At 32.2% G+C, this 23,605-nt stretch carries 18 protein-coding genes; 9 read left to right on the top strand and 9 right to left on the bottom strand.

Annotated features, from left to right (window positions below):
- Window positions 1–24: 24 nt before the first annotated feature.
- The 7 genes from HRU50_RS13535 (at window position 25) to HRU50_RS13565 (ending at window position 10,349) form a co-directional block, all read left to right on the top strand.
- The gene (locus HRU50_RS13535; protein ID WP_296351634.1) at window positions 25–2,205 is read left to right on the top strand and encodes a S9 family peptidase; all 2,181 of its coding nucleotides are present in this window, start codon (window positions 25–27) and stop codon (window positions 2,203–2,205) included.
- A 131-nt stretch (window positions 2,206–2,336) separates the two neighbouring features.
- The gene (locus HRU50_RS13540; protein WP_296351635.1) at window positions 2,337–5,540 is read left to right on the top strand and encodes an AsmA-like C-terminal region-containing protein; all 3,204 of its coding nucleotides are present in this window, start codon (window positions 2,337–2,339) and stop codon (window positions 5,538–5,540) included.
- Between the two features lie 10 nt (window positions 5,541–5,550).
- Window positions 5,551–6,879, top strand: a complete 1,329-nt coding sequence (locus HRU50_RS13545) for a dicarboxylate/amino acid:cation symporter (protein WP_296351636.1) — start codon at window positions 5,551–5,553, stop codon at window positions 6,877–6,879.
- 84 nt (window positions 6,880–6,963) lie between these two features.
- Window positions 6,964–8,001, top strand: coding sequence for a glutathione synthase (gene gshB / locus HRU50_RS13550; RefSeq protein WP_296351637.1), 1,038 nt, complete (start codon window positions 6,964–6,966; stop codon window positions 7,999–8,001).
- Between the two features lie 26 nt (window positions 8,002–8,027).
- Complete coding sequence (locus HRU50_RS13555) at window positions 8,028–8,357, top strand: hypothetical protein (RefSeq protein ID WP_296351638.1); 330 nt, start codon at window positions 8,028–8,030, stop codon at window positions 8,355–8,357.
- A gap of 1 nt (window position 8,358) precedes the next feature.
- Window positions 8,359–9,189, top strand: a complete 831-nt coding sequence (locus tag HRU50_RS13560) for an N-formylglutamate amidohydrolase (protein ID WP_296351639.1) — start codon at window positions 8,359–8,361, stop codon at window positions 9,187–9,189.
- Window positions 9,189–10,349 (top strand): flavohemoglobin expression-modulating QEGLA motif protein, encoded by a 1,161-nt coding sequence (locus tag HRU50_RS13565; protein WP_296351640.1) that lies wholly within the window; start codon window positions 9,189–9,191, stop codon window positions 10,347–10,349. Before HRU50_RS13560 ends, HRU50_RS13565 begins: the two co-directional genes overlap by 1 nt.
- 13 nt (window positions 10,350–10,362) lie before the next feature.
- Here the strand turns inward: HRU50_RS13565 and HRU50_RS13570 are convergent, their stop codons facing one another.
- The 4 genes from HRU50_RS13570 to HRU50_RS13585 form a co-directional block, all read right to left on the bottom strand.
- A complete protein-coding gene (locus HRU50_RS13570) occupies window positions 10,363–11,058 on the bottom strand; it encodes an SIMPL domain-containing protein (RefSeq protein WP_296351641.1) in 696 nt (231 codons plus the stop codon).
- Window positions 11,059–11,387: 329 nt separating this feature from the next.
- Entirely contained in the window at window positions 11,388–13,505 is a 2,118-nt protein-coding gene (locus HRU50_RS13575; protein WP_296351642.1) for a mucoidy inhibitor MuiA family protein, read from the bottom strand.
- 297 nt (window positions 13,506–13,802) lie between these two features.
- Window positions 13,803–14,222, bottom strand: a complete 420-nt coding sequence (locus HRU50_RS13580) for a thiol-disulfide oxidoreductase DCC family protein (protein ID WP_296351701.1) — start codon at window positions 14,220–14,222, stop codon at window positions 13,803–13,805.
- 15 nt (window positions 14,223–14,237) lie between these two features.
- Window positions 14,238–16,403, bottom strand: a complete 2,166-nt coding sequence (locus HRU50_RS13585) for a DNA mismatch repair protein MutS (protein WP_296351702.1) — start codon at window positions 16,401–16,403, stop codon at window positions 14,238–14,240.
- Between the two features lie 106 nt (window positions 16,404–16,509).
- Here HRU50_RS13585 and ung point away from each other — a divergent pair, with 106 nt between their 5' ends.
- Complete coding sequence (gene ung / locus HRU50_RS13590) at window positions 16,510–17,184, top strand: uracil-DNA glycosylase (protein ID WP_296351643.1); 675 nt, start codon at window positions 16,510–16,512, stop codon at window positions 17,182–17,184.
- A 257-nt stretch (window positions 17,185–17,441) separates the two neighbouring features.
- On the opposite strand, the gene HRU50_RS13595 is transcribed toward ung, so the two are convergent.
- From HRU50_RS13595 to HRU50_RS13615, 5 genes are read right to left on the bottom strand one after another with little or no spacing between them, the layout of a single operon-like run.
- The gene (locus tag HRU50_RS13595) at window positions 17,442–18,299 is read right to left on the bottom strand and encodes a substrate-binding domain-containing protein (protein ID WP_296351644.1); all 858 of its coding nucleotides are present in this window, start codon (window positions 18,297–18,299) and stop codon (window positions 17,442–17,444) included.
- Between the two features lie 6 nt (window positions 18,300–18,305).
- Window positions 18,306–19,178, bottom strand: coding sequence for a nucleoside phosphorylase (locus HRU50_RS13600; RefSeq protein WP_296351645.1), 873 nt, complete (start codon window positions 19,176–19,178; stop codon window positions 18,306–18,308).
- Window positions 19,168–20,109 carry a DUF1835 domain-containing protein gene (locus tag HRU50_RS13605; RefSeq protein WP_296351646.1) on the bottom strand — a complete coding sequence of 314 codons (942 nt, stop codon included), beginning with the start codon at window positions 20,107–20,109 and terminating at the stop codon, window positions 19,168–19,170. The genes HRU50_RS13600 and HRU50_RS13605 overlap by 11 nt, the downstream gene beginning before the upstream one ends.
- A 3-nt stretch (window positions 20,110–20,112) precedes the next feature.
- On the bottom strand, window positions 20,113–20,442 hold the full coding sequence (locus HRU50_RS13610; protein ID WP_296351647.1) for a translation initiation factor: 330 nt from the start codon (window positions 20,440–20,442) through the stop codon (window positions 20,113–20,115).
- Window positions 20,443–20,479: 37 nt separating this feature from the next.
- Window positions 20,480–21,430 carry a 2-oxoglutarate and iron-dependent oxygenase domain-containing protein gene (locus HRU50_RS13615; RefSeq protein WP_296351648.1) on the bottom strand — a complete coding sequence of 317 codons (951 nt, stop codon included), beginning with the start codon at window positions 21,428–21,430 and terminating at the stop codon, window positions 20,480–20,482.
- A 127-nt stretch (window positions 21,431–21,557) separates the two neighbouring features.
- Between HRU50_RS13615 and HRU50_RS13620 the strand changes: the two genes are divergently transcribed.
- Window positions 21,558–23,558 (top strand): dehydrogenase E1 component subunit alpha/beta, encoded by a 2,001-nt coding sequence (locus HRU50_RS13620; protein ID WP_296351649.1) that lies wholly within the window; start codon window positions 21,558–21,560, stop codon window positions 23,556–23,558.
- The last annotated feature ends 47 nt before the right edge of the window (window positions 23,559–23,605 follow it).

Genomic DNA, 23,605 nt, shown 5'->3' on the forward strand with positions numbered 1-23,605 from the left:
CTAATAACTAAAACACTAAATGTTATGAAACAGATTAAACTATTTTCATTACTCGGGGCTATTGTATGTTTTACAAGTTGCCAAGAAAATGAGGATAATAAAGCGGAACGCAATATGAAATATATGACTATTGAACAACCTGTTGCAAAGAAAAAGGCAGATACATTGGTTGAACATGATAATAAGAGGATTGATAATTACTTTTGGATGCGTTTAAGCGATGAACAAAAAAATGCAGAATCTCCAGATGCGCAAACTCAAGATGTATTAGATTATTTAAATGCTGAAAATGCCTATACAGATAAGGCTATGAAGCATACAGATTCTTTACAGCATATACTTTATGAAGAGATAACAAGTAAGATAAAGGAAGATGAAGAATCATTACCGTACAATTTTAACGGTTATACATATTACACGCGTTATGAGAAAGGATCTGATTATGCTTTGTACTGCAGAAAGAAAATAGGCTCTGAAGAGGAGGAAATTTACATTAATGCACCAGAATTGGCAAAAGGTAAATCTTATTTTGGTTTAGGATCTTCAACCTTTAGTGTAAACAACGAAATCTTAGCTTATGCCGTAGATACAATTTCTAGACGACAATACACTGCACATTTTAAAGATGTAAAGAATGGTACAATGTTAGCCGATAAATTAGATAATACATCTGGTAGTTATGTTTGGGCAAATGACAATAAGACTTTGTTTTATATAGCTAAAGACTCTCAAACGCTTAGAAACAATAAGATATACAAGCACGTTTTAGGAACACCACAATCGGAAGATGAGTTGGTGTTTGAAGAGACAGATGAAACATTTAATTGTTTTATAGGAAAATCAAAATCGAGAGACTATATGTTTATATACAGTTCTCAAACGGTTTCAACAGAGGTACGTTTTTTAGATGCCAATACACCTAATGCAGATTGGCAGATTATACAACCGAGAGAAAGAGATTTAAAATATAGTGTAGATCATTATGGTGATCATTTTTACATTAGAACTAATGCTGATGGTGCCGAAAACTACAAATTGGTAAAAACACCAATAGATAACACATCTATGGACAATTGGGAAGATGTTATTACACACAGAGATGATGCGTTTTTCCAAGGATTTGAATTGTTTAAGAACCATTTGGTAATAAGTGAGAGAAAAGATGGCCTAAGAACTTTACGCGTTAAAAAATGGGATGGATCGGATGACCATTACATAGAATTCAATGATCCAGCTTATGCTGCCTATATGAGTGCAAATTTAGATTTTGACACCGAATTATTCAGATATTATTACACATCATTGACAACACCTGGTACCACATATGATTATAATATGAGTACAAAAGAACAAACACAATTAAAACAAGTTGAGGTAGTTGGTGATTTTGATCCGGGTAATTATGAAAGCAAACGTTTTTTCGTTTCTGCTAGAGATGGAGAACAGGTTCCAGTGTCATTAGTGCATAAGAAAGGTTTAATCTTAAATGAAAACACACCATTATTACTTTATGCTTACGGAAGTTATGGTAGTAGTATGGATCCTACCTTTAATATCTCTAGATTAAGTCTTTTAGATAGAGGGTTTGTGTATGCTATTGCACATATTCGAGGTGGCCAAGAAATGGGCTATAATTGGTATGAGAACGGTAAACTTTTAAATAAGAAAAATACCTTTACAGATTTTATAGATGTCGGTAAATATTTAGTTGCTGAGAAGTATACAAGTAAAGATCATTTATATGCTTATGGTGGTTCAGCAGGCGGATTATTAATGGGTGCCATTTTAAATATGGAACCTCAATTATGGAATGGAGTGGTTGCTGCTGTGCCTTTTGTAGATGTTATCTCTACAATGTGGGATGAAACTATTCCTTTAACCACTTTTGAGTTTGATGAATGGGGAAATCCGAAGAACAAAGAATATTATGACTATATGTTGTCATATTCACCATATGACAATGTAGAAGCAAAGGAATATCCTAACTTGTTGGTAACAACTGGTTATTGGGATAGTCAAGTACAATATTGGGAGCCTGCTAAATGGGTGGCAAAATTACGTGAGTTAAAAACTGATGATAACTTACTTATTTTAGACTGTGATATGGAATCTGGTCATGGTGGCGCCTCTGGTCGTTTTAAACGCTATAAGAAGACTGCTTTAAACTATGCCTTTTTATTAGATTTAGAAGGAATCACAGAATAATTTGACGCGATAAAATAATAAATAGAACATAGCAATTCTGCACATTGAGTTGCTATGTTTTTATTTAATAGTATCTTTTCAGAGTATAAATAGAAAGTATTTTTATTCACGTTTATTGTCTAAAAAGCATAATGAATCGTTTAGTACCAAGTAGAAAACGTTTATGGAAATTATTCTTGTATTTAGGATTAATCCCACTTTTAGTCTTAAGTATTGCGTTTGCCTATGTCTACACTAACCAAGAGGATATTCTACAAAGTCAAATAGTTAATCTTAATAAAGAGCACGCTGGACTTGTAAAAGTTGGTAAGAGCAATATTTCACTATTTAAAAATTTCCCTTATGTCTCAGTAAGAATAAATGATCTCAAAATACTTGAATCTAAAGCGAAAGATGCACCAGTAATTGCAGACTTAGATGACATTTATATCGGGTTTAATTTTTGGGATATTATTAAAGGCAATTACGATATTAAATCTCTAGCGTTAGAAGAAGGATTCTTTAATTTTATTCTGCATAAAGATGGTATAAGTAATTTAGAAAATGCTTTAAGTCTTAGCGGTGATTCTAATGAAAGTTCTGCAGCAACTGATATACATCTTAAAAAGATAAAAATCAAGAATTTAGATGTCCATAAACTCGACGAGTCTAATAATATAGATGTTGAAACTTTTATTTATAATGGTTCAGGTGGTTTTAAATCTAAAGGCGATATTATAAACGCACATGTAGAAACCCATTTTGAACTCAATATCATTAAAGACTTAGATACGACCTACATAAAACATAAACATTTTGAATTTGATACTGATTTAAGCTTTAATACATCAACAGGTTTGCTGAGTTTAGAGCCAACCACGATGCAATTAGAGCATGCAAACTTTCAATTAGAAGGCACATTAGACACCAAAAATGACATGGATTTAGACCTTATTTTGAAAGGTGATAAGTCTAATTTTGATATGCTCATTGCTTTTGCACCACATGATTTAATTCCGGTTTTAGAAAGTTATGAGAACGCTGGTAATATTTACTTTAATGGTATAGTAAAAGGTTCTTTAGCAAATAACAAGATGCCGTTTATAGATGCCACTTTTGGCACTGATGAGGCCTATCTAGAAAACACTCAAAAGCAAAAACGGATAAGTGACCTTGGCTTCGAAGGACATTTTACAAATGGTGAAAAACGTAGTTTAGAAACTATGGAGTTTTCATTAACCAAGATGAATGCAAGGTTAGAGCGTGGAAATTTTAAAGGTGCTTTGGTCGTTAAAAACTTTGAGCATCCAGATGTCAATGCCCAAGTAGATGTAGATTTCAATTTAAAGTTCATTGCCGACTTTTTTAATATAAATAGTATTCAAGATGCTTCGGGTAATATTGCCTTGAAAATGAATTTTCATGATATTGTGGATTTAAACAATCCAGAATTAGTTCTTAATAATTTAGAGCAAGCCTATTTTAGTGAATTGAAAGTTGAAGAACTTAACATACAATCTGAGGATTTACCTGTGCCAATTGAGCGTTTAGATGCTCACATTACTTTAAATGGAAAAACAGCACAAATAAAGCGTTGTGACATGCTATTAGGAAAGTCTGACTTTTCTGTCTCTGGTAAATTATCTAATTTCCCATCTATTATTCATCATACAAATGATTCTATAAAATTACATGTAGATATAGCTTCAAAGCTTATTGATTTAGCCGAATTATCACATTATTCTAAAAGGGATAGTGTAGGCATTAATGAACAGATAAAGAATTTAAAAACAGGTTTGTCTTTTAAGGCACTAGCGAAAGATATCACAGAGTATAAAAATCTACCAATAGGTGAATTTTTTATTGATGATTTCTATGCAGACCTTAACCATTACCCACACAACTTGCATGATTTTCACGCAGATGTACTTATTGATAACGAAGATTTAAAAATTATTGATTTCACAGGCTTTATTGATGATTCAGATTTTCACTTAAACGGTTATGCTCATAATTATGAATTCTGGTTTAAAGAGACATTAAATGGTGATGTAGATGTAGATATGACGTTAAGTTCAAATCAGCTGAGAATAGAAGATTTATTTACCTATAAAGGTGAAAACTATGTGCCAGAAGAGTATCGTCATGAGTTGTTTAAAAATCTCCTATTGCATTTAAATTCTTCAATGCATTATAAAGATTCAGTATTACACTCAATAGAATTAGATGTAGATAAGCTATCTACTAAGATGTTACTTCATCCGCATAAGTTTGAAGATTTTAGTGGTCATTTTCATTATGAAAACGACCAACTTGTTGTTAATGATTTTGTAGGTAAAATTGGTAGCACAGATTTTAATGTAGATTTAGAGTATTATTTTGGAAAAAATACTGACAACAAAACAGATAATTCACTAGCTATTACATCTAACTATATAGATTTTGATTCGTTTATAAAGTTCAATTCAGAAGCACCTGAACAAGATGTTGTAGAAGATGAGTTAAAAGACGTAAAAGCACATGCCGAAGCATTTAATATATACGAATTGTCTTTTCCAGATATGACTTTTAATGCAGATGTTAAGCGATTAATATATCATAATCTTGACTTAAAGAATGTAAAAGGGAAATTACGTACTACTCAAAATCATTATATCTATGTAGATACATTAAATTTAGAATCTGCTGGTGGTACTTTTGAACTGTCAGGTTATTTTAATGGTAGTGATCCAAAGCATATTTATTTAAAGCCAAATCTAAAAATGACCAATGTTGATATTGATAGATTGGCGTATAAGTTCGAAAATTATGGGCAAGATCATTTATTGTCCGAGAACTTACATGGTAAACTCACATCTTCCATTACAGGAAATATTAGATTATATCCAGATATGGTGCCAGATTTAGATCAATCAGAAATTCATATGAATGTAAAAGTACTAAACGGTCAATTAGAAAATTACGAGCCTATGTATATGTTGTCTGATTATTTTGGTGATAAGAATCTTAAAAAGGTTAGATTTGACACACTACAGAATAAAATTGATATAGAAAAAGGTAAAGTTGTTATACCTAATATGACTATTGAATCTACCTTAGGACATATTGAATTTTCTGGTACTCATGACCGAAATCATAATATCGATTACTATTTAAGAGTGCCATGGAAAACCGTTAAAAAGGCTGCGCTTTATAAGGTTTTTGGCAATAAGAAAAAGGCAGATTCTGTATTTGGTGAAGAAGAAATCATTAAGGCTAACAAAAAGAAACGAACCAGATATTTAAATTTGAATATTTCTGGAACAACTGATGATTACGACATATCATTAAAAAAGAAAAAACAAAAGAAAAACTAGACAATAACATATGAAGAAACTCGCTTTACATTGGAAGATATTAATCGGAATGGTACTTGGTGTCGTTTTCGGTCTAATAATGACTTCAGTTTCTGGTGGTGAAGATTTCGTTACTGATTGGATTGCACCAATCGGAACCATCTTTGTAAAGATGCTAAAACTCATCGCAGTACCATTGATACTAGCATCATTGATTAAAGGTATTTCGGACTTAAAAGACATTTCAAAATTTAGATCAATGGGTCTAAAGACCATTGTTATTTATGTCTTAACCACAGTGATTGCCATTACAATAGGTTTAGGATTGGTTAATGTCATAAAACCTGGTGAAGGAATTACTCAAGAAACGGTTCAAGTTCTTAAAGATAAATACTCAGAAACCGACAAAGCAGCGACTATCATATCTAATGCAAAAAAGACCAAAGACGCTGGTCCATTAAAGTTTTTAGAAGATATGGTGCCAGATAATGCGGTAGCAGCTATGAGTAATAATAAACTCATGCTACAGGTTATATTCTTTGCTATTTTTCTTGGTATATGTATGCTTCTAATTGGTGAAGAACAAGCTAAGCCACTCAAAGATTTCTTTGACTCTCTAAATGAAGTGGTGCTAAAAATGGTTGACCTCATAATGCTCACAGCACCATATGCGGTATTTGCTTTACTTGCAAATGTCATTGTTTCGGCAGATGACCCAGATATTTTGTTGGCATTAATGCGTTATGCAGGTGTTGTAGTTTTAGGTTTATTCTTAATGATTGTATTTTACATGACTATTGTATCAGTCTATGCAAAAAAATCACCATTTTGGTTTTTAAAGCAAATAAGTCCAGCGCAATTATTAGCATTTTCCACAAGTAGTAGTGCTGCAACTTTACCGGTAACTATGGAACGCGTAGAAGAACATATTGGTGTAGATAAAGAAGTGTCTAGTTTTGTGTTACCAGTTGGTGCAACCATAAATATGGACGGCACAAGTTTATATCAAGGTGTTGCAGCAGTATTTATTATGCAAGTACTTTGGCCAGAAGGTTTAGTATTTAGTAATCAATTGGTGATAATTTTAACGGCATTGCTTGCCTCAATTGGTAGTGCAGCTGTTCCTGGTGCTGGTATGGTAATGCTGGTAATTGTTCTTGAAGCCGTAGGTTTTCCATCAGATTTATTACCTATTGCCTTAGCTTTGATTTTTGCAGTAGATAGACCTTTAGATATGTGCAGAACGACAGTAAATGTCACTGGTGATGCGACAGTATCAACAATAATTGCTAAATCTGAAGGTAAACTAGGTAATCCCAAAGTGAAAAATTGGGACGATAATTATGAGGCAGTAAAATAATTGCCCTAATTTTTTCAATCTTATATTGAAAGAATAATTTTATTTTTAAATTTAGATTTCTCTAACCAACTAAATATTATTCAAATGAACGTTTGCTTTATTATGTATCCTTGGGAAACTATCGACCCAGAAAATGACACAAGCTTAGCCTTAATAAAAGAATGTGCAAAACGTGGGCATGGAGTTGCTATGTGTACACCTTCTAATCTTACCATTAGAGATAGTGTTACAAGTGCAACTTGTAATGTTATTAGCCGAATGGACAAAGTGCCTTCGACTTTAAAATCGTTTTATAATAAGGCAAAACTTAGAGAAGAAATGTTGCCTCTAGCAGGTTTTGATGCTATCTTTTTTAGAGCAAATCCGCCTTTAGATCCTATTATGCTGAACTTCTTAGATTCTGTTAAAGATGATGTATTTATTGTAAATTCTTTACAAGGCATGCGTGAAGCGAATAATAAACTATATACAGCTGCTTTTGGAGATGCTCACAGCAATATTATACCAAATACGCATGTATCAAAAAACAAGAAATACCTAATCCAGCAAATTAAAGAATCAAAGGCTGATAAAATGATTCTTAAACCATTGAATGGTTTTGGTGGTTCTGGTGTTATTTTAATTGAAAAATCTGCAATGAGTAATATCAATTCGTTATTAGACTTTTATATAACAAATGGCGACGGTACGTCTAACTACGTGATTTTACAAGACTATATAGAAGGAGCAGATCAAGGCGATGTGCGCATATTGCTACTCAATGGTGAACCTGTAGGAGCAATGAAACGTGTTCCTGGTTCTGATGACCATCGCTCAAATGTTTCTGCTGGCGGAAGCGTTCAACGCCATTCATTAACTAAAGCAGAAAAAGCATTATGTAAACAAATAGGACCTAAACTTGTCAATGATGGATTATACTTTGTAGGTATTGATGTTATTGGTGGAAAACTAGTTGAAGTTAATGTAATGTCACCTGGTGGAATTACTTACATCAATAAAGTATACAAATCTAAAACTAGAGTAGAAGAGCGTGTTATTGATTTCTTAGAAAGCAAAGTATTAGATAAACTTCAGGCTTTTGATAGAAGAGCGAGACTACGTAAGGCAGTTGATGAGGCTTAAATGACATGAGTAAATAACCTAATAGTATGAGTGAAACTAGATGGACAAAAAACGAACTTGTAGCTTACATTTTACTTTATGTAGCCAATATTGATTTGGTAGAAAGTTCTAAAGAAAAGACTTATATATTATCTAGAGTTGATAAAGAAGTTTATGAATCCGTGTATAAAGAATTTAGTGATGATAATGATTATCAAAGTATCACAAAGATAACTGATGCAGTAAAGCATCAAAAATTGTTTTCGTCGTTTGAAGAATTGTTTGCAGAAATTAAACTTATGGCATTTGCTGATGGCGAGTTTCATCAAATGGAACAAACAGTGTATAATTCTATTAAACGACTTCTAAAAAGTTAATATGCAAAGACTTTCAATAGATGCTATAGTTTCTAAGATTGAAGCTGAGCAAGTATTTCATGCCGTAGCAGAAGATTACTCATTCACTTTAAAAATAGACAAATACGTGCCATATGTCTGTGGTGCGGTGCATGACGGTCATCAATTTAGAAAAGAGTTGTGGGATAACTGCTTGCATTCTGAGTACGATCGCTGGTATGAAGAAGATCCTCAGACAAAAAACATGGTGATTTCGCATCCTATTTTAATTGCTGGTTGCGATTCGCGCTTTGAGTATGATTTAAACCGCGACCCAGAAAATGCCGTTTTTGACACAGCATGGGGAAAACAACTTTGGGAAAAGCCTTTATCAGAATCAGCAAAACAAAAGAGTCTTCAAAAACACACAGCGTTTTACAAGGTAGTTGACGCATTAATGTCAAAGCTAGAATCTAAATTTGGTGTTTGTGTGGTCTATGATATGCACAGCTACAACTGGAAACGTTGGGATAGAGAAGTACCTACATGGAATCTAGGTACCTCTAACATTGATAATGATAGATTTGGAGATATTATTGAGTCATGGCGTGAAATGCTTTTATCCATTGAATTACCTCATAATATTATACAAACCGCATTGATTAATGACACCTTTCAAGGTAATGGATATTTTTTAAAATTTATTACCAAAAACTTCAAGAATACATTAGTTTTGGCAACTGAAATCGCAAAGGTGTATTGTGATGAGTACAAGCAGATTAATTACCCTGAAGTTGTTTCTGCTGTAGAACAACAATTACAAGTACTTATCCCAAAGCATGCTGATGAATTTTATAAGCGCTTTAAGAATTAATGTCGAAGGAAAAACTCACAGAGAAGTATCAAAATTTATTTGAAATTGATGCAAACCTTAACCGATTGGTTAAGAATATAGAACTTCTGAACTATATAAATCCACTTAATATAGCTTCTGAGAAGAAGAAGTTCTTTGCAGGAAAATACAATTATGAACCACAGTTTAAGTATCCTAAAATTCGATTTAATGGCTACAAATTACATCGTTTATTCTTCTCCCAACGCCTAGAGCGCATTGAAGATGAAGATATTCGTCAGTTGTATGAAGATATTATCTATGAATATTCTGGCTTAATTGAGTGTATTCAAACCATTGGTCAAGGTAGAAAGTTTTATTTTAATAGCTTAAAAAGCTTCGGAACACCAACTGAAAAAGACATTGAAAACGCCAAATTTTTGTTGCGTTTTGATGATTCTGAATTTGACGAGGAAATGTTACCAATGTATTCTTCTATGGAAGCAAAGGAATATTTTGAAGAATTTTCTAAACGCTATGATTTTAAGTACAATTTAAAGATTTCTAATAATCTTTCAGCTGCTGCAATGGTTCTTAATAATACGCAAACATTAGTGTTGAAGAAGAGTCATAAATATAGTTTAAACCAATTGAAAGTATTAGCTAATCACGAAATTGGTGTGCATTTGGTGACTACGTTTAACGGTTTGGCGCAACCTTTAAAGGTGTTTTCTAACGGGTTTCCAAATAATGTAGAAACACAAGAAGGTTTAGCAGTCTATTCAGAATTTATGAGCGGTTGCTTAACCATTGAGCGTTTAAAAGAATTAGCATTTAGAGTAATTGCCGTAGATAGCTTGGCTAAAGGTTATAGTTTTGCAGATACATTTCATTTGCTACATAATAATCATAAATTACAAAGAGATAAGGCTTTTGCAATAACATTACGAGTGCATCGTGGTGGCGGATTTACAAAAGACCATTTATATCTTAAAGGATTAAAGAAAGTATATCAACGTGCTAAAAAAGGCGATGATTTAGGTGTAATACTTACGGGTAAAGTAACCTTAGATTATGTGCCAACCATTCATAAACTTCAAGATTTAGGTTTAGCCATTGGTCCTAAATATTTTACCGATTCTTACGTTAATAACGATAACAAAAACCCAAATTTAGATTTTATATTAAGTGGTTTAAAGTAGTTTAAACTTTTACTTATTGAATCTCAAACTTAGCTTTAATCTCAAAACGCAGTTTTATTTTCTTTTCATTATCGGCACTCTGTGAGTCGTTAGATTCAACAAGCGTATTGCTCGCAGCAAATGATGGACTTCTCCAGAAGTAATTATCTCCATTTATCTCTGTAATTGAAATAACATCACCAAGTTTTTTATCCAAGGTTTCTAAAAGGTATGCTGCCTTTTCTTTAGCTGCTAGTAACGCCTTTTTCTTTACTTCTTTTCTATATTTGGAAAGCTCTTTGTTTTTAAGTTCACCAATTCTCATATATTGAATACCTTTTCTATCTAATTTAGAAATGATTGAATTGATTAAACTAAAACCATTAAGTGATATTTCTAATCTTTTGCTTATCAGAAATTCTTTTCCGCGTTGTCGCCAGTAATTACCAACTTCAGTTGATTTTACTTTATCTGTTACTATTCCTAATTCATTAAGGTCTGTAAGTAATTGGTTTTCAATAGTGCTAATTTCTACCTTGGTCTTATAATGTTTTGCTTTCTTGTTTTTAAATTCTTCTTCCCAATATTCTTCAATCCCAATAATAAATGTAATTTCATCTGGTACAACGTACATTTCTGCACTTCCGGTAACTTCTATAAATTTCGTTTCTTGCGCTGATAGTTGCAGAACGATAAATAAACATAGAATTGATAATGCTTTTAATTTCATAGAATTTAAATGTTTTGGTTATTGCTTTCAAGAGACTTGAACGTTCAAGTGTAAAGTAATAAGAAAACCTCAAAGCTCAATATAGGTGTCTATCATTTTCTATGATCCTATTAAAAAGTTAGACTTCCTTTTTAATAGAGCTCAACTCTTTCCTATCTAACAGAAGATAGGGTTGAACTAACTATTTTGCTTTGAGGTTTCTCATTACTAATCTTAAAAACCATTAACTTATAATAAGTATACTGCTAAGATATGATGACTACAGGAAGTGTAAAAGTCATATTGAGTAACTCGCACATTGTTTTGAGTGAACTATCCATTTCAATGAGTTAAAGATTGACACGCTTTTCTTTTGGATACTTTACTGAATACGAATATTCAACCTTTTCTTGCTCGCCAGATTCTAGATTAATCTGCCATTCTAATATACCTTTGTCTTTATTGTAGATAGAGTTACCGGTGATAATATCATCAACTTTAATTGCTCTGTTTTGTGTTATTGGAATTCTGTCTAATAATGTGAGCTTTATAGCTGAAGTTTTATTGTTTTTAATTTCAATTTCAAAACCTTTATAAATCACTTTATTATTACCTATAAATGTTGATTTTTTAAAATCATTAAGCTGTTTTCTTTTTACACTAATATTAGGATCTACACCTAATGATATTGTTAGGCTATCTGTTGTAGCATTGGGATTTATATTTGTCTTACCAGAAAAACTACCTTCAAAGTAAACGTTGGCTTCTGCAGGTAGTAAGTTATACTTTTCCCAATTACCAATTTTGGCAGTGAGAAATACATTTTCATTTAGTATTGGTGCAGCAAAATAATCGTAAGTTGCTGGTAGTGAAAACTTATCAATATCAATAACAGTAATGTCACCATCTGATGGAATAGAGTAGGTCTTGTCTATTTCAAATCTTGTGTTTGTGATTCCGGTATCTACTACAATGCCTAGGTCATTTGTTTTTCTTGTGGAGTGATTTTTTGTAGTGATTACAATAACACCATCAGAAGCTCTATTTCCATATATTGATGTGGCATTCGTACCTTTTAATACTTCTATGTCTGCTATTGAATTTGGATCAATATTTTTAGCTGCATTTGACTTTACAGCGACACCATCTATAATAAAGAGTGGATTATTTTTATTGTTGATTGTACTTGCACCTCTGATTGTAACGCCTGCAGCTTTTCCGTATAATCGATTTACAATTTCTTGAGAATTATATTCTGGTTTTACGTATGATGAACTTGAATTAGTTGTGCTATAACCTACTACGACTACTTCTTCTAATGCATTTGTGTCTTCATTAAGACTTACATTCATAATACTTGAGTGAATCGGCAGTTCTTCAATTTCGAAGCCTAAATAAGAAAATTGCAAAGTATTACCAGTTGTAGTTTTTAGTGAATAGTGACCATCAAAATCTGTAGAAGTGCCATTAGATGTACCTTTTTCAATAATATTTACACCAGGTAATGGTAATCCGTCAGAAGATGATGTTACAATACCTGAAACGTTCTTTACCAACGGATTATATTTATAATTATAGCTTTTTGTAGCTCTTTGTGAGGTATAATTACTATACGCATTTATAAAATTAAGATACTTAGGGTTTAAGATTGGTTTTTCATTATTTGTATTCGGATCATTCGTTGATAAAACTAAATTAACATCTTCCCAGTCGCAACCTGTATTTTGGTATATATGCGCCTTATATTCTAATTGAATTGGTTCATTAATTTTTGTAGCTTTCAAATCATAGATAGGAAACCAACCAGCGTCTTTAACATTATAAGTTAGTTTAAGGTTTACTTTAGTCAATTCATCCGAATTCAATTTTATTTTAATTTCACCTGTTTGTACTTTTTCATCCACATTAAGCTCATTAAGTTGTTTGTTAATTGCAATCTTAGTCTTGTTTAATTCTGTAATCTTAATATTAGATGTATTAATATCGGTTTTGATTTCGGTAACCCTAGCTCTGTAATAACTAGCAAACTTCTTTAACTCTTCTAGAGTGACAGCTTCTGTTTCTGTACTAAGGCTTTTATTATGTTTTATAAGGCTAAGTTCTTCATTATAACCTTCAATTAAATTGTATTGGTGCTGAATCTCGTTTTGAATAACTTTTAGTTCATTTTGAAGCTCTGTAATAGAATCATTCTGTTTTTGCTTAGTAAGATAATTAATGCCGTAATTAATAGATAGGATAGAAGTATTGTTTAATCCAGAAACTTGAATACTACTTTCCTCTATAAGAGGCGATAGTTTGTTAAAGATAAATTCGGTGTTGCCTTTCGGAACCGTAACTTCTGCGATTCTGGTAATTTCTGCTCCGTCTAAATACACTGTAACATCAGTAATTTTGGTTTTTTCTTGAGCTTCTGTAGTCGTAATTAATGATACTAGAAATAGAATTGAGATAATAGTTAATTTCATGGTGATATAGTTAAAAGTTTACTCAAAACTATACTATGAGGGATTTGGAATAAAACTAAAATGAGTGTATTAACTGTTTGAATGAGTGAAATGAATTTAGACTAATTTTTGTATTAATCATTGATAATTAGCCTTATGTCGAGTTTTTTTAGTGGAAAACAATCAATCAAATATATTTGTTATTGATAGATGATTACATCTGTCTTCAAAACTCTTTTCTGTTAAGAGAAATTAGTTTTTTTAAGTAAGTTGTTAATTCAAAGAAGCCTTTTAGTTGATCCCTAAAAGGCTTTTTTATTATGATAAGAATTTTGATTTCAATTCAGGTGTAGGAATCATGCAGGCATCTTTTTTTCCGTACCACTTATATCTATTTTTTGCAACGTAGTCGTATACCCAATTTCTTATAAATGTTGGTATGATAAAAAATATTGAAGCAAGGTTTAAAGGAAAACCAAGGTGTTTACCTACTTGCAATGCCGCAGTTGATTTAAAAAATATTTTATCATTCTTTGGTTTATAAAGTAAAATAGAGTCGATCGCATCAGTATCTATATTAAACTTTTTAATAACCGCTTGTCCGGTTTCACTTTCTAGTGGAGCGAATAAAAACCTATTATTTTGGTCTCTCTTAATAACATAAAGCACACTACTGTTACATAAATTACAGACACCATCAAATAGTATTAATTCTTTATCTTTTGGCATGTTATCCATCATATTACAAAGATATTATTTTTTGGCTTCAACTAGCTCAAGTAAATCTACACTTACATTGGTTGTAAACAAGCCATAGTTAACCGTCGCCTTACCTTTTTCAAGATCATCAATACTACCAACGGCTTTACCATCATGCATTCGTACACGATCGCCAATTTTTAATATTGGCTTAGGTTTTTCAATGACAACCTCTTTTTTCTTAGCTGCCTTTTTCTTTTGTCGTATGACCTCAACTTTCTTTTCAGCTTCTTGCTTTATCTGTTTTTCCTTGGCTTTTTCTGCACGTTTTTGCTTGGCAGACATTTTTTTACGCTTAGCATTTTCTATTTGTACTAATCTAAACAACTCAGCCATGAGTTCTCGTTTACGTTTATTTTCAAAATACTTTTCGGATAAGTCATAAACTTTTTGACCTAAATAAATTAAACGTTGATTACTGTCGTATAATTCTTGAAAGCTTTCTAATTTCTTTTGAATTTTAGCATTAGTTTCTTCTAATTTTTCGGCCTCAGAAAGCTTCTTTTTTTCGTTTTCTTTTAAAGAACGTTCTGTACGTTCTAATTTACTTCGTTCTTTTTGAAGCTTTGCTATAGTCGCGTCAAATCTAACCTTGCCACGCTCTATTTTCTTTTTAGACTTATTAATTAAATTGTATGGTATACCATTTTTTTGAGCAACTTCGAAAGTAAAAGAACTACCTGCTTGTCCTGTCACTAGCTTGTACATTGGCTCAAGACTTTTTTCATTAAACAACATATTTGCATTTTGCATATTAGGTAGCTCATTAGCCAAAAGCTTTAAATTTGAGTAATGCGTTGTGATAATTCCGTATGCCTTTCTATCATAAAAGACTTCTAAAAATGTTTCTGCCAATGCACCACCAAGTTCAGGATCACTACCTGTACCAAACTCATCGATTAAAAACAGTGTTTTAGAATTACATTTTTTTAGAAAATAATTCATCTGCTTTAAACGGTAACTATATGTACTTAAATGATTTTCTATAGATTGGTTGTCACCAATATCGCTAAGTACACGTTCAAATAAACAGGTAGAACTTCTTTCGTGAACAGGAATTAACATACCGCTTTGTAGCATTACTTGTAGCAGTCCGACTGTTTTTAAAGTGATACTTTTACCACCAGCATTTGGTCCAGAGATAACAATAATCCTATTGTCTTTGTTAAGGCTGATTGTTTGAGGAAACGTTTTTTCTCCTTTTTCTTTATTGGTGAGATAGAGTAGAGGATGATAGGCGTCTCTTAGATAAATGTCTCGGTCAACATTCAATTTTGGTAAAATTCCGTTTATGCTACTTGCATATTTTGCCTTAGCCGAAATGACATCAATTTTAGTTAAAAAAGACTGATAGTCGTTAATTAACGGTAAAAACAGTCTTATATAATCAGTAAGCTCTCGGAGAATCTTAATAACTTCCTCTTTTTCCTCGTATTCTAAATTATTGAGTTCTCTGGTGTATTGCAAGGTAGTTTCTGGTTCAATATAAACGATACTTCCAGTTTTACTACCTCCCATTATAGCACCTCTAACTTTTCTACGATACATGGCTTTTACCGCCAAAACACGTCTGTTTTCAACTACAGATTCTCTAATGTCATCTAAATAGTCTAATCTATGATATGTATTAAGCGCTGATGAAAAACTACTGTTAATTTTTCCTTTCAGTTTATTGATTTCTCTTCTTAACTCTTGTAAGGTAGTTGAGGCATTATCCTTAATATCGCCAAAACGATCTATAACAGCATCCACTTGTTCAATAATAGCCGTAGTCACCTCAATATGCTGACTATATTGCTGTAACTTCGGGTAATATTCAATAAATTTATTTAAGAATTTTACAATGTCGTTTACGGTGATGGAGATACTCACAAGTTTTTGAAAACTTGGTACTTCTAAAAAGGTATTTTCAATATTTAAAAGTTTAATCTCTTTAGAAATACTTTCAAAACCATGATTTGGAATACGATTATCATTTTCAAACGATGATAAATATTCGTTTACATAATCTAATTCGCGTTTGAGTTGTGCTTCAACTTCAATTGGTAGAATAGATAATACAGCTTCCTTACCAAGTGCTGTTATTGTGTGTTCACTAAGTTGTTCTAAAACTGAAAAAAACTCAAGGTCTTTTAAGGTTTTTTCGTGAATACGAATCATGTTGATTTTATAGATTGTTGTCATGCAAAGTTATGTTAATTATTAGTGATATCATTAAGGTTTAACTTCTTGTTGATATCCTTATTTTTGAATAAAAATTTGTGTTATGAATGTTGATATTCATCCTAGCTGGAAAACCTTATTACAGTCAGAATTTGAAAAACCTTATTTTAAAAATTTGACAGATTTTGTGAAGCAGGAATACAAAAACCATCAATGTTTTCCACCTGGCAATGCCATTTTTAATGCCTTTAATCTTTGCCCTTTAGATAACCTTAAAGTTGTGATTATTGGTCAGGATCCATACCATGGAGTAGGACAAGCAAATGGCTTATGTTTCTCTGTTAAAAAAGGAATTAAGCATCCGCCTTCATTGATAAATATCTTTAAAGAGATTGAAAACGACTTGAACATACCTTACCCCAAAAGTGGCGATTTAACGACATGGGCAAACCAAGGTGTTTTATTACTTAATGCAACCTTAACCGTAAGAGCTCATAAAGCTGGTAGTCATCAAAAACAAGGTTGGGAGCAATTTACTGATACAGTGATTCAAATAGTAAGTGAACAAAAAAGTAATGTTGTATTTCTACTTTGGGGTGGTTATGCTAAGAAGAAAAAGAAACTAATAGACACTAAAAAACATTTTGTTTTTGAAACAGGTCATCCTTCACCATTAAGTGCAAATAGAGGTTATTGGTTCGGGAATAGACACTTTAGTAAAACTAACTGCCAGTTGGTGCAAGTGGGTTTGCCTGCAATTGAGTGGAAGCTACTTTAGGTTTTTCATTTCTAATAACTTTTGGCTTTGCTTGTTTAGATTGCTTAGTTATTTTATTACAACTAAAGCATAACAACAGAAAATTTAGTGCAACCAAAGCTAATATGACAAGGGAGATAGTTAGGATCATAAATTAATTAAAAGCAGTTAATAGCAGCAGCTTGATACAAATATAAAGAATTTTTCGAATTACATGTTTTATCCCAAAAAAACCTAATTATTTCTTAAAAGTAAAACTCTGGTTAATAACAATTTGGTTAGTTTAAATCTTCTATAAGATCATAGTATTTGGCTTTACTTGGAATGATATCTAATTTAAATAATTCGTCCTGAACTTTAGAAATTGTATCTCCATCAATGAGTTCTTGGGACCATTCTGTTAGAGATAACCATTCTTGTACATCTTCTAATTTTTGTTCGTATCTATTTGCAATAGTGCGGTCTATACTAGGTATAGATTTAAAGTCGATGGTTGTATTGTTGATAATATCTAAGATCGTTTTTAAGTCTTTTCTATTGTTGTTTATAAATTCTTCCCTCACGGCAATTACAAAACATGGCCATGGCGATGGACAGTTTCCGATACGTCTAAATGTTCCATCATCAACCAATGGTTTTGTTGTAAATTTTTCCCACATAAAATAATCAGCATCACCATTAGTCAATCCTTCCACAGCACCAGTTAAATTTCTTATAACTTCAAAGTTTAAATCTTTATCTAAGTCCCAATTGTGGTTTTTAGCATTTATATAGGCCATTAAGTGCGATCCAGAACCAAATCTACTGATTGCTGCTTTAGTTCCTTTTAATTCATTAATTGATTCGTAATTAGACCCAGAAGCTACATGAATTCCCCATATAAGTGGGGATTGCACAAAGGTCTGAACAATTTTTGAAGGGTTTCCTGCAATAATGTCTTTGATAATGCCTTCGGTAAGAATAACGGCAATATCAATATCACCATTTCTTAACCCTTTACACATTTCACCGGTTCCACCATAATAGTCATGCCATCTAAGATTGATATCCTCAGATTTATATTCACCATTTTTTAAAGTTAAATACCATGCTAAATTGAAATGCTCAGGTACTCCACCAATATTAACTTTTTTCATGTTTAACTAGATATTTACGATGCGCTCTAAAGCATAAACAATAAGTTTCTCAACAGCTTTTTTTGGGTCCTTACTAAAATTACCAGTAGCACGGTTTGCTATAATTGCATTTAAGGATAAAGCCTCATGACCTAGCAGTTTAGACAGTCCATAGATTACTGAGGTTTCCATTTCAAAATTGGTGATTCTAAAATCTTTATGCTTAAAGCTGTCTAGTTTAGAATTTAAATTGGCATCATGCAATGGTAACCTTAAAACCCTTCCTTGAGGTCCATAAAAACCACCAGCAGTTCCAGTCATACCAGTGTAAACAGTATCACTTTCAAAATATTTTTGTAAATATTTGCTATTATCAATAATAAGTGGTCTGGCTTTGTTTGTATCCCAATTGGTGTGTTTTATAAAGGCATCTTCAATTTCAGGATTGCAGATATCCTTTATTTGATAAAAATGTAGCATACCATTCACATCAAGCCCATGAGTACTAATTAAAAAAGAATCTACAGGTATATCTGCTTGCAAAGAACCCGAAGTACCAATTCTTATTATATTTAAATGAGTTAAGGTCGACTTTGGTATTCTAGTGTTGAGATCTATATTAACTAAGGCATCAAGTTCATTTAAAACAATATCGATATTATCAGGACCAATTCCTGTAGAAATAACACTTATTCTTCGGTCTTTATAATAACCTGTTTGAGTTTTAAATTCTCTTTTTTGTGTACTAAATTCAATACTGTCGAAATGTTTTGTGATTTTTTCAACCCTATCTTGGTCACCAACAAAAATAATAGTGTCTGAAATATTCTCAGGCTTTAGGTTTAAGTGATACACACTTCCATCTGGGTTTAAAATAAGTTCAGAATTTTTAATCGACATGTATAATGGTCTTTATGAGTTTATTTTGATCCACACTAAATTGAAATTCCAAACGATCGACGCCACCATAGGTCATATCATTTCCAACTTCTGTCGCAAAATTATTTTGCCTCAAAAGTGCGGTATGTCCTTTTCTATTGAGTGTAAGACTATCTTCAGTTTCTTCAAAAAAGATGGATAATTTGTCTATCATTCTTTTTAGCTGCAAATCACCAAACCCATAATAACCTTGATAATTTAAGCTATAACCCAGCAAATGATGCCTAGATTTAATATCATTATCTCTAATGATTCGTAAAATATTATCTTCTAATACGCTTAAGCCACTTTTTTGATGCGGGAATCGTTTTAAGTGTGCCTTTAGGCAGTTAGTCATGTATTTAAAGCTCGAATTTGTGACTATATATGGCTTAAGTATATTATGGTCAGTTCCACAATACGTGCGCCATAATGCGACTGCTAATTCTTTGTCCTCTCGTGTAAGTAATACCTTGTCATTATAGTGTTTTCTCAATTGACTTGGACTTAGTTCTGCGAGACCCTTAAGATTCTTTTCGCCTTCAACTCTTCCGCTACAAATTAAGTAAAGTGGCAGATCTATTTCTTTTTGGTGTAATAAATTAAGTACACCAATTAAGTTAATATGACAAAACAAATCATACTCAAACCAAAGGTTGATTTCAGAGTATTTATCGATGTTGTCTAATTTTGAGAGTTCTGCTTCTAATGCATTTTGATCGACCTCAATATCATAGTGATCATTCAGGAATTCGCGTCTTATATTAAAGAACTCTTTTGAATCTATTTTAGCGATAGTAGGACCTTCACACAACATTTCTTGCCATGTCAAAATATCGTCTTTAAAATCTAAGTCTTTTAAAAAATTGGTTACGGCACTGCCGTTTGTAATATGTAGAATTTCTTTTGCCATGTATTAACCTCCAACACGTTTTACTTTAAATCCTTTATCTTTCAGTATTGTCATAATTTTATCTCTATAATCTCCTTGAATAATGATTTTCTCATCTTTAAAACTTCCTCCAACACTGAGTTTAGATTTTATTTCTTTAGCCAACTTTTTAAAGTCTTCATTAGCACCATTATAGCCTTCAAGAATTGTTATAGGTTTGCCTTTTCGTTTTTCATACTTGCATATAATTGGCTCGTCTTGAAGCCAAATATCACTTCCTTCAATGTTTTCATCTTCTGAAGGCTCTTCAATATGGTCTGGAAATAAGTTCTTTAATTGATCTTTTAAATCCATTAGTAATTAAGATAATTAGTTTTTAATTAGGAAAGCGTTATTTCTTTATTAAACCTAATTCAATTAAACGTTCATTTAAAAATTCACCAGCAGTTATATCATTAAATTGTTTTGGATTATTCTCATCGATACAGCTTTCTAGAACATCTAATTTCATTTCACTGATTGGATGCATAAAGAAAGGTATAGAATAACGAGATGTTCCCCAAAGTTCTCTTGGTGGATTCACAACACGATGAATGGTAGACTTTAACTTGTTATTAGAATGTCTTGAAAGCATGTCTCCAACATTAATCATTAATTCATCAGGCTCAGCAATAGCATCTAGCCATTCACCATCATGTCTTTGCACTTGTAATCCACGACCTTGAGCACCCATTAACAGTGTAATTAGGTTAATATCACCATGTGCAGCAGCTCTAACAGCATCATTAGGCTCTTCTAATATTGGTGGATAATGAATAGGTCTTAATATTGAATTTCCATTGTGTATATAACCATCAAAATACGTTTCTTCCAAGTCTAAATGTAATGCTAAGGCTCTAAGTACGTATTTTGCCGTTTTTTCAAGCATTTGATACGCTTGCTTACCTACGTTGTTAAATTCTGGTAATTCCTTTACTTCAACATTTTCTGGATATTCTTTTTTACGAACATCATCATCTTCAACATATTGTCCAAAATGCCAAAACTCTTTTAAATCACCTTCTTTTTTACCTTTAGCACTTTCTTTTCCAAAAGACACATAACCTCTTTGTCCACCAATGCCAGGTATTTCATAACTTTCCTTTATATCTAGAGGTAGATTAAAAAAGTTTTTTACTTCATCGTATAGTTTATCTACGAGTTCATCATCTAAAAAATGTCCTTTAAGCGCAACAAAACCAATGTCTTGATAAGCCTGGCCAATTTCGTCAATAAATTTTTGCTTTCGTTTTGGATCTTCAGATAAGAAATCTTTTAAATCCACACTAGGTATTCTGTCCATTAGGCTCGAATTTAAATTTTGGTTGAATATACAAAATGTACTGAAAAAGGCCCTTTAAATTTGAAAATATGCGACAACTTTTGAATCATTTTTAGTTACATTTGATGAACTAAATAAATAACAAAAGATGTCTTTAATTATCAAGAATAATATTGAATTCAATACCAATAACTTGAATAATGAAATGCTTTTAAAACTTTATAAAAGCATGCTTAAACCAAGGATGATAGAAGAAAAAATGCTTATTCTACTTAGGCAGGGAAAAATATCTAAATGGTTTTCTGGCATAGGGCAAGAAGCTATTGCTGTAGGTGTTACCATGGCGCTTGATAAAGAAGAGTATATATTACCAATGCATAGAAATCTTGGTGTATTTACAACTCGAGACATTCCACTAAATCGTTTATTTGGACAATGGCAAGGAAAAGCTAGTGGGTTTACAAAGGGGAGAGATCGTTCATTTCATTTTGGTACTCAAGATTATAAAATTGTCGGAATGATTTCGCATTTAGGACCACAATTAGGGGTTGCTGATGGTATCGCTTTAGCAAATTTATTAAAGAAAAATAATAGAGTGACTGCCGTTTTTACTGGTGAAGGTGGCACTAGTGAAGGTGACTTTCATGAAGCTTTAAACGTAGCTTCTGTGTGGCAATTGCCAGTGCTGTTTTGTATTGAAAACAACGGATATGGTTTGTCAACGCCTACAAGTGAACAATACTATTGTAAAGATCTAGCTGATAGAGGAAAAGGCTATGGTATAGAATCACATATTATTGATGGTAATAATGTAATTGAAGTATATACAAAGGTTAATACTTTGGCCGAAAGTATTAGAAAAAACCCAAGGCCAGTTCTTATAGAGTTTAAGACTTTCAGAATGCGCGGTCATGAAGAGGCGAGTGGTACTAAATATGTTCCAAAAGAATTGATGGAAGAATGGGCTAAAAAAGATCCTATTGAAAACTACCAATCTTTCTTGCGAGATCATGGCGTTTTAACAGAAGAAGAAGAGGTGAAAATGAAAGAGGAAATCATGCAAGAAATTCATGATAATCTCGAAATTGCCTTTAATGAAGAATTCATAGACCCTAATTTAACTGATGAATTAAATGATGTTTACAAATCATTTGTATATCAAGAAATTAAAGGTAATAATATAACTAAAGAAATAAGGTTGGTAGATGCTATATCTGAAGGATTAAATCAATCTATGCAACGGTATGATGATCTCGTAATAATGGGACAAGATATAGCAGAATATGGCGGTGTTTTTAAAATCACTGAAGGCTTTGTTGAAGAGTTTGGTAAAGAAAGAGTAAGAAATACGCCAATTTGTGAATCTGCTATAGTAGAAACTGCAATGGGACTTTCAATTGCCGGAATGAAAGCTGTAATGGAAATGCAATTTTCTGACTTTGTAACCTCTGGTTTTAACCCTATAGTTAATTATTTAGCAAAATCCCATTATAGATGGTCACAACACGCAGATGTAGTCATAAGAATGCCTTGTGGTGGTGGTGTTTCTGCTGGTCCATTTCACTCTCAGACTAATGAGGCTTGGTTTACCAAAACACCAGGACTTAAAGTAATTTACCCTGCATTTCCATATGATGCAAAAGGTTTATTAGCAACTGCAATTGAAGATCCTAATCCAGTTTTGTTTTTCGAGCATAAAGGTTTGTATAGAAGTATTAGGCAAGATGTACCGACAGAGTATTATAATTTACCTTTTGGAAAGGCCTCAACATTGAGAAATGGTGAAGCAATTACTATAATAACCTATGGAGCAGGAGTGCATTGGGCACTAGAGGTGCTAAATGATAATGCTAATATAAATGCTGATTTAATTGATCTAAGAAGCTTACAACCTTTAGATACTAAAACTATTTATGCCTCTGTTAAGAAAACAGGCAAGGCAATCATTCTTCAAGAAGATTCTCTATTTGGAGGAATATCTAGTGATATCTCTTCATTGATTATGGAAAACTGTTTTGAATATTTAGATGCACCTGTTAAACGTGTGGCAAGTATTGAAACACCAATCCCTTTTGCTACTCAATTAGAAAATCAATATTTAGCAAAAGGAAGGTTTAAAAACGAATTGTTAAGTCTTTTGCAGTATTAATATTTTATTGGTGTTTCTATTTTTATTTTAATGAATATCTTATGAGG

Origin of the sequence: Winogradskyella sp. (assembly GCF_013213835.1) — a bacterium.
Lineage (GTDB): Bacteria > Bacteroidota > Bacteroidia > Flavobacteriales > Flavobacteriaceae > Winogradskyella.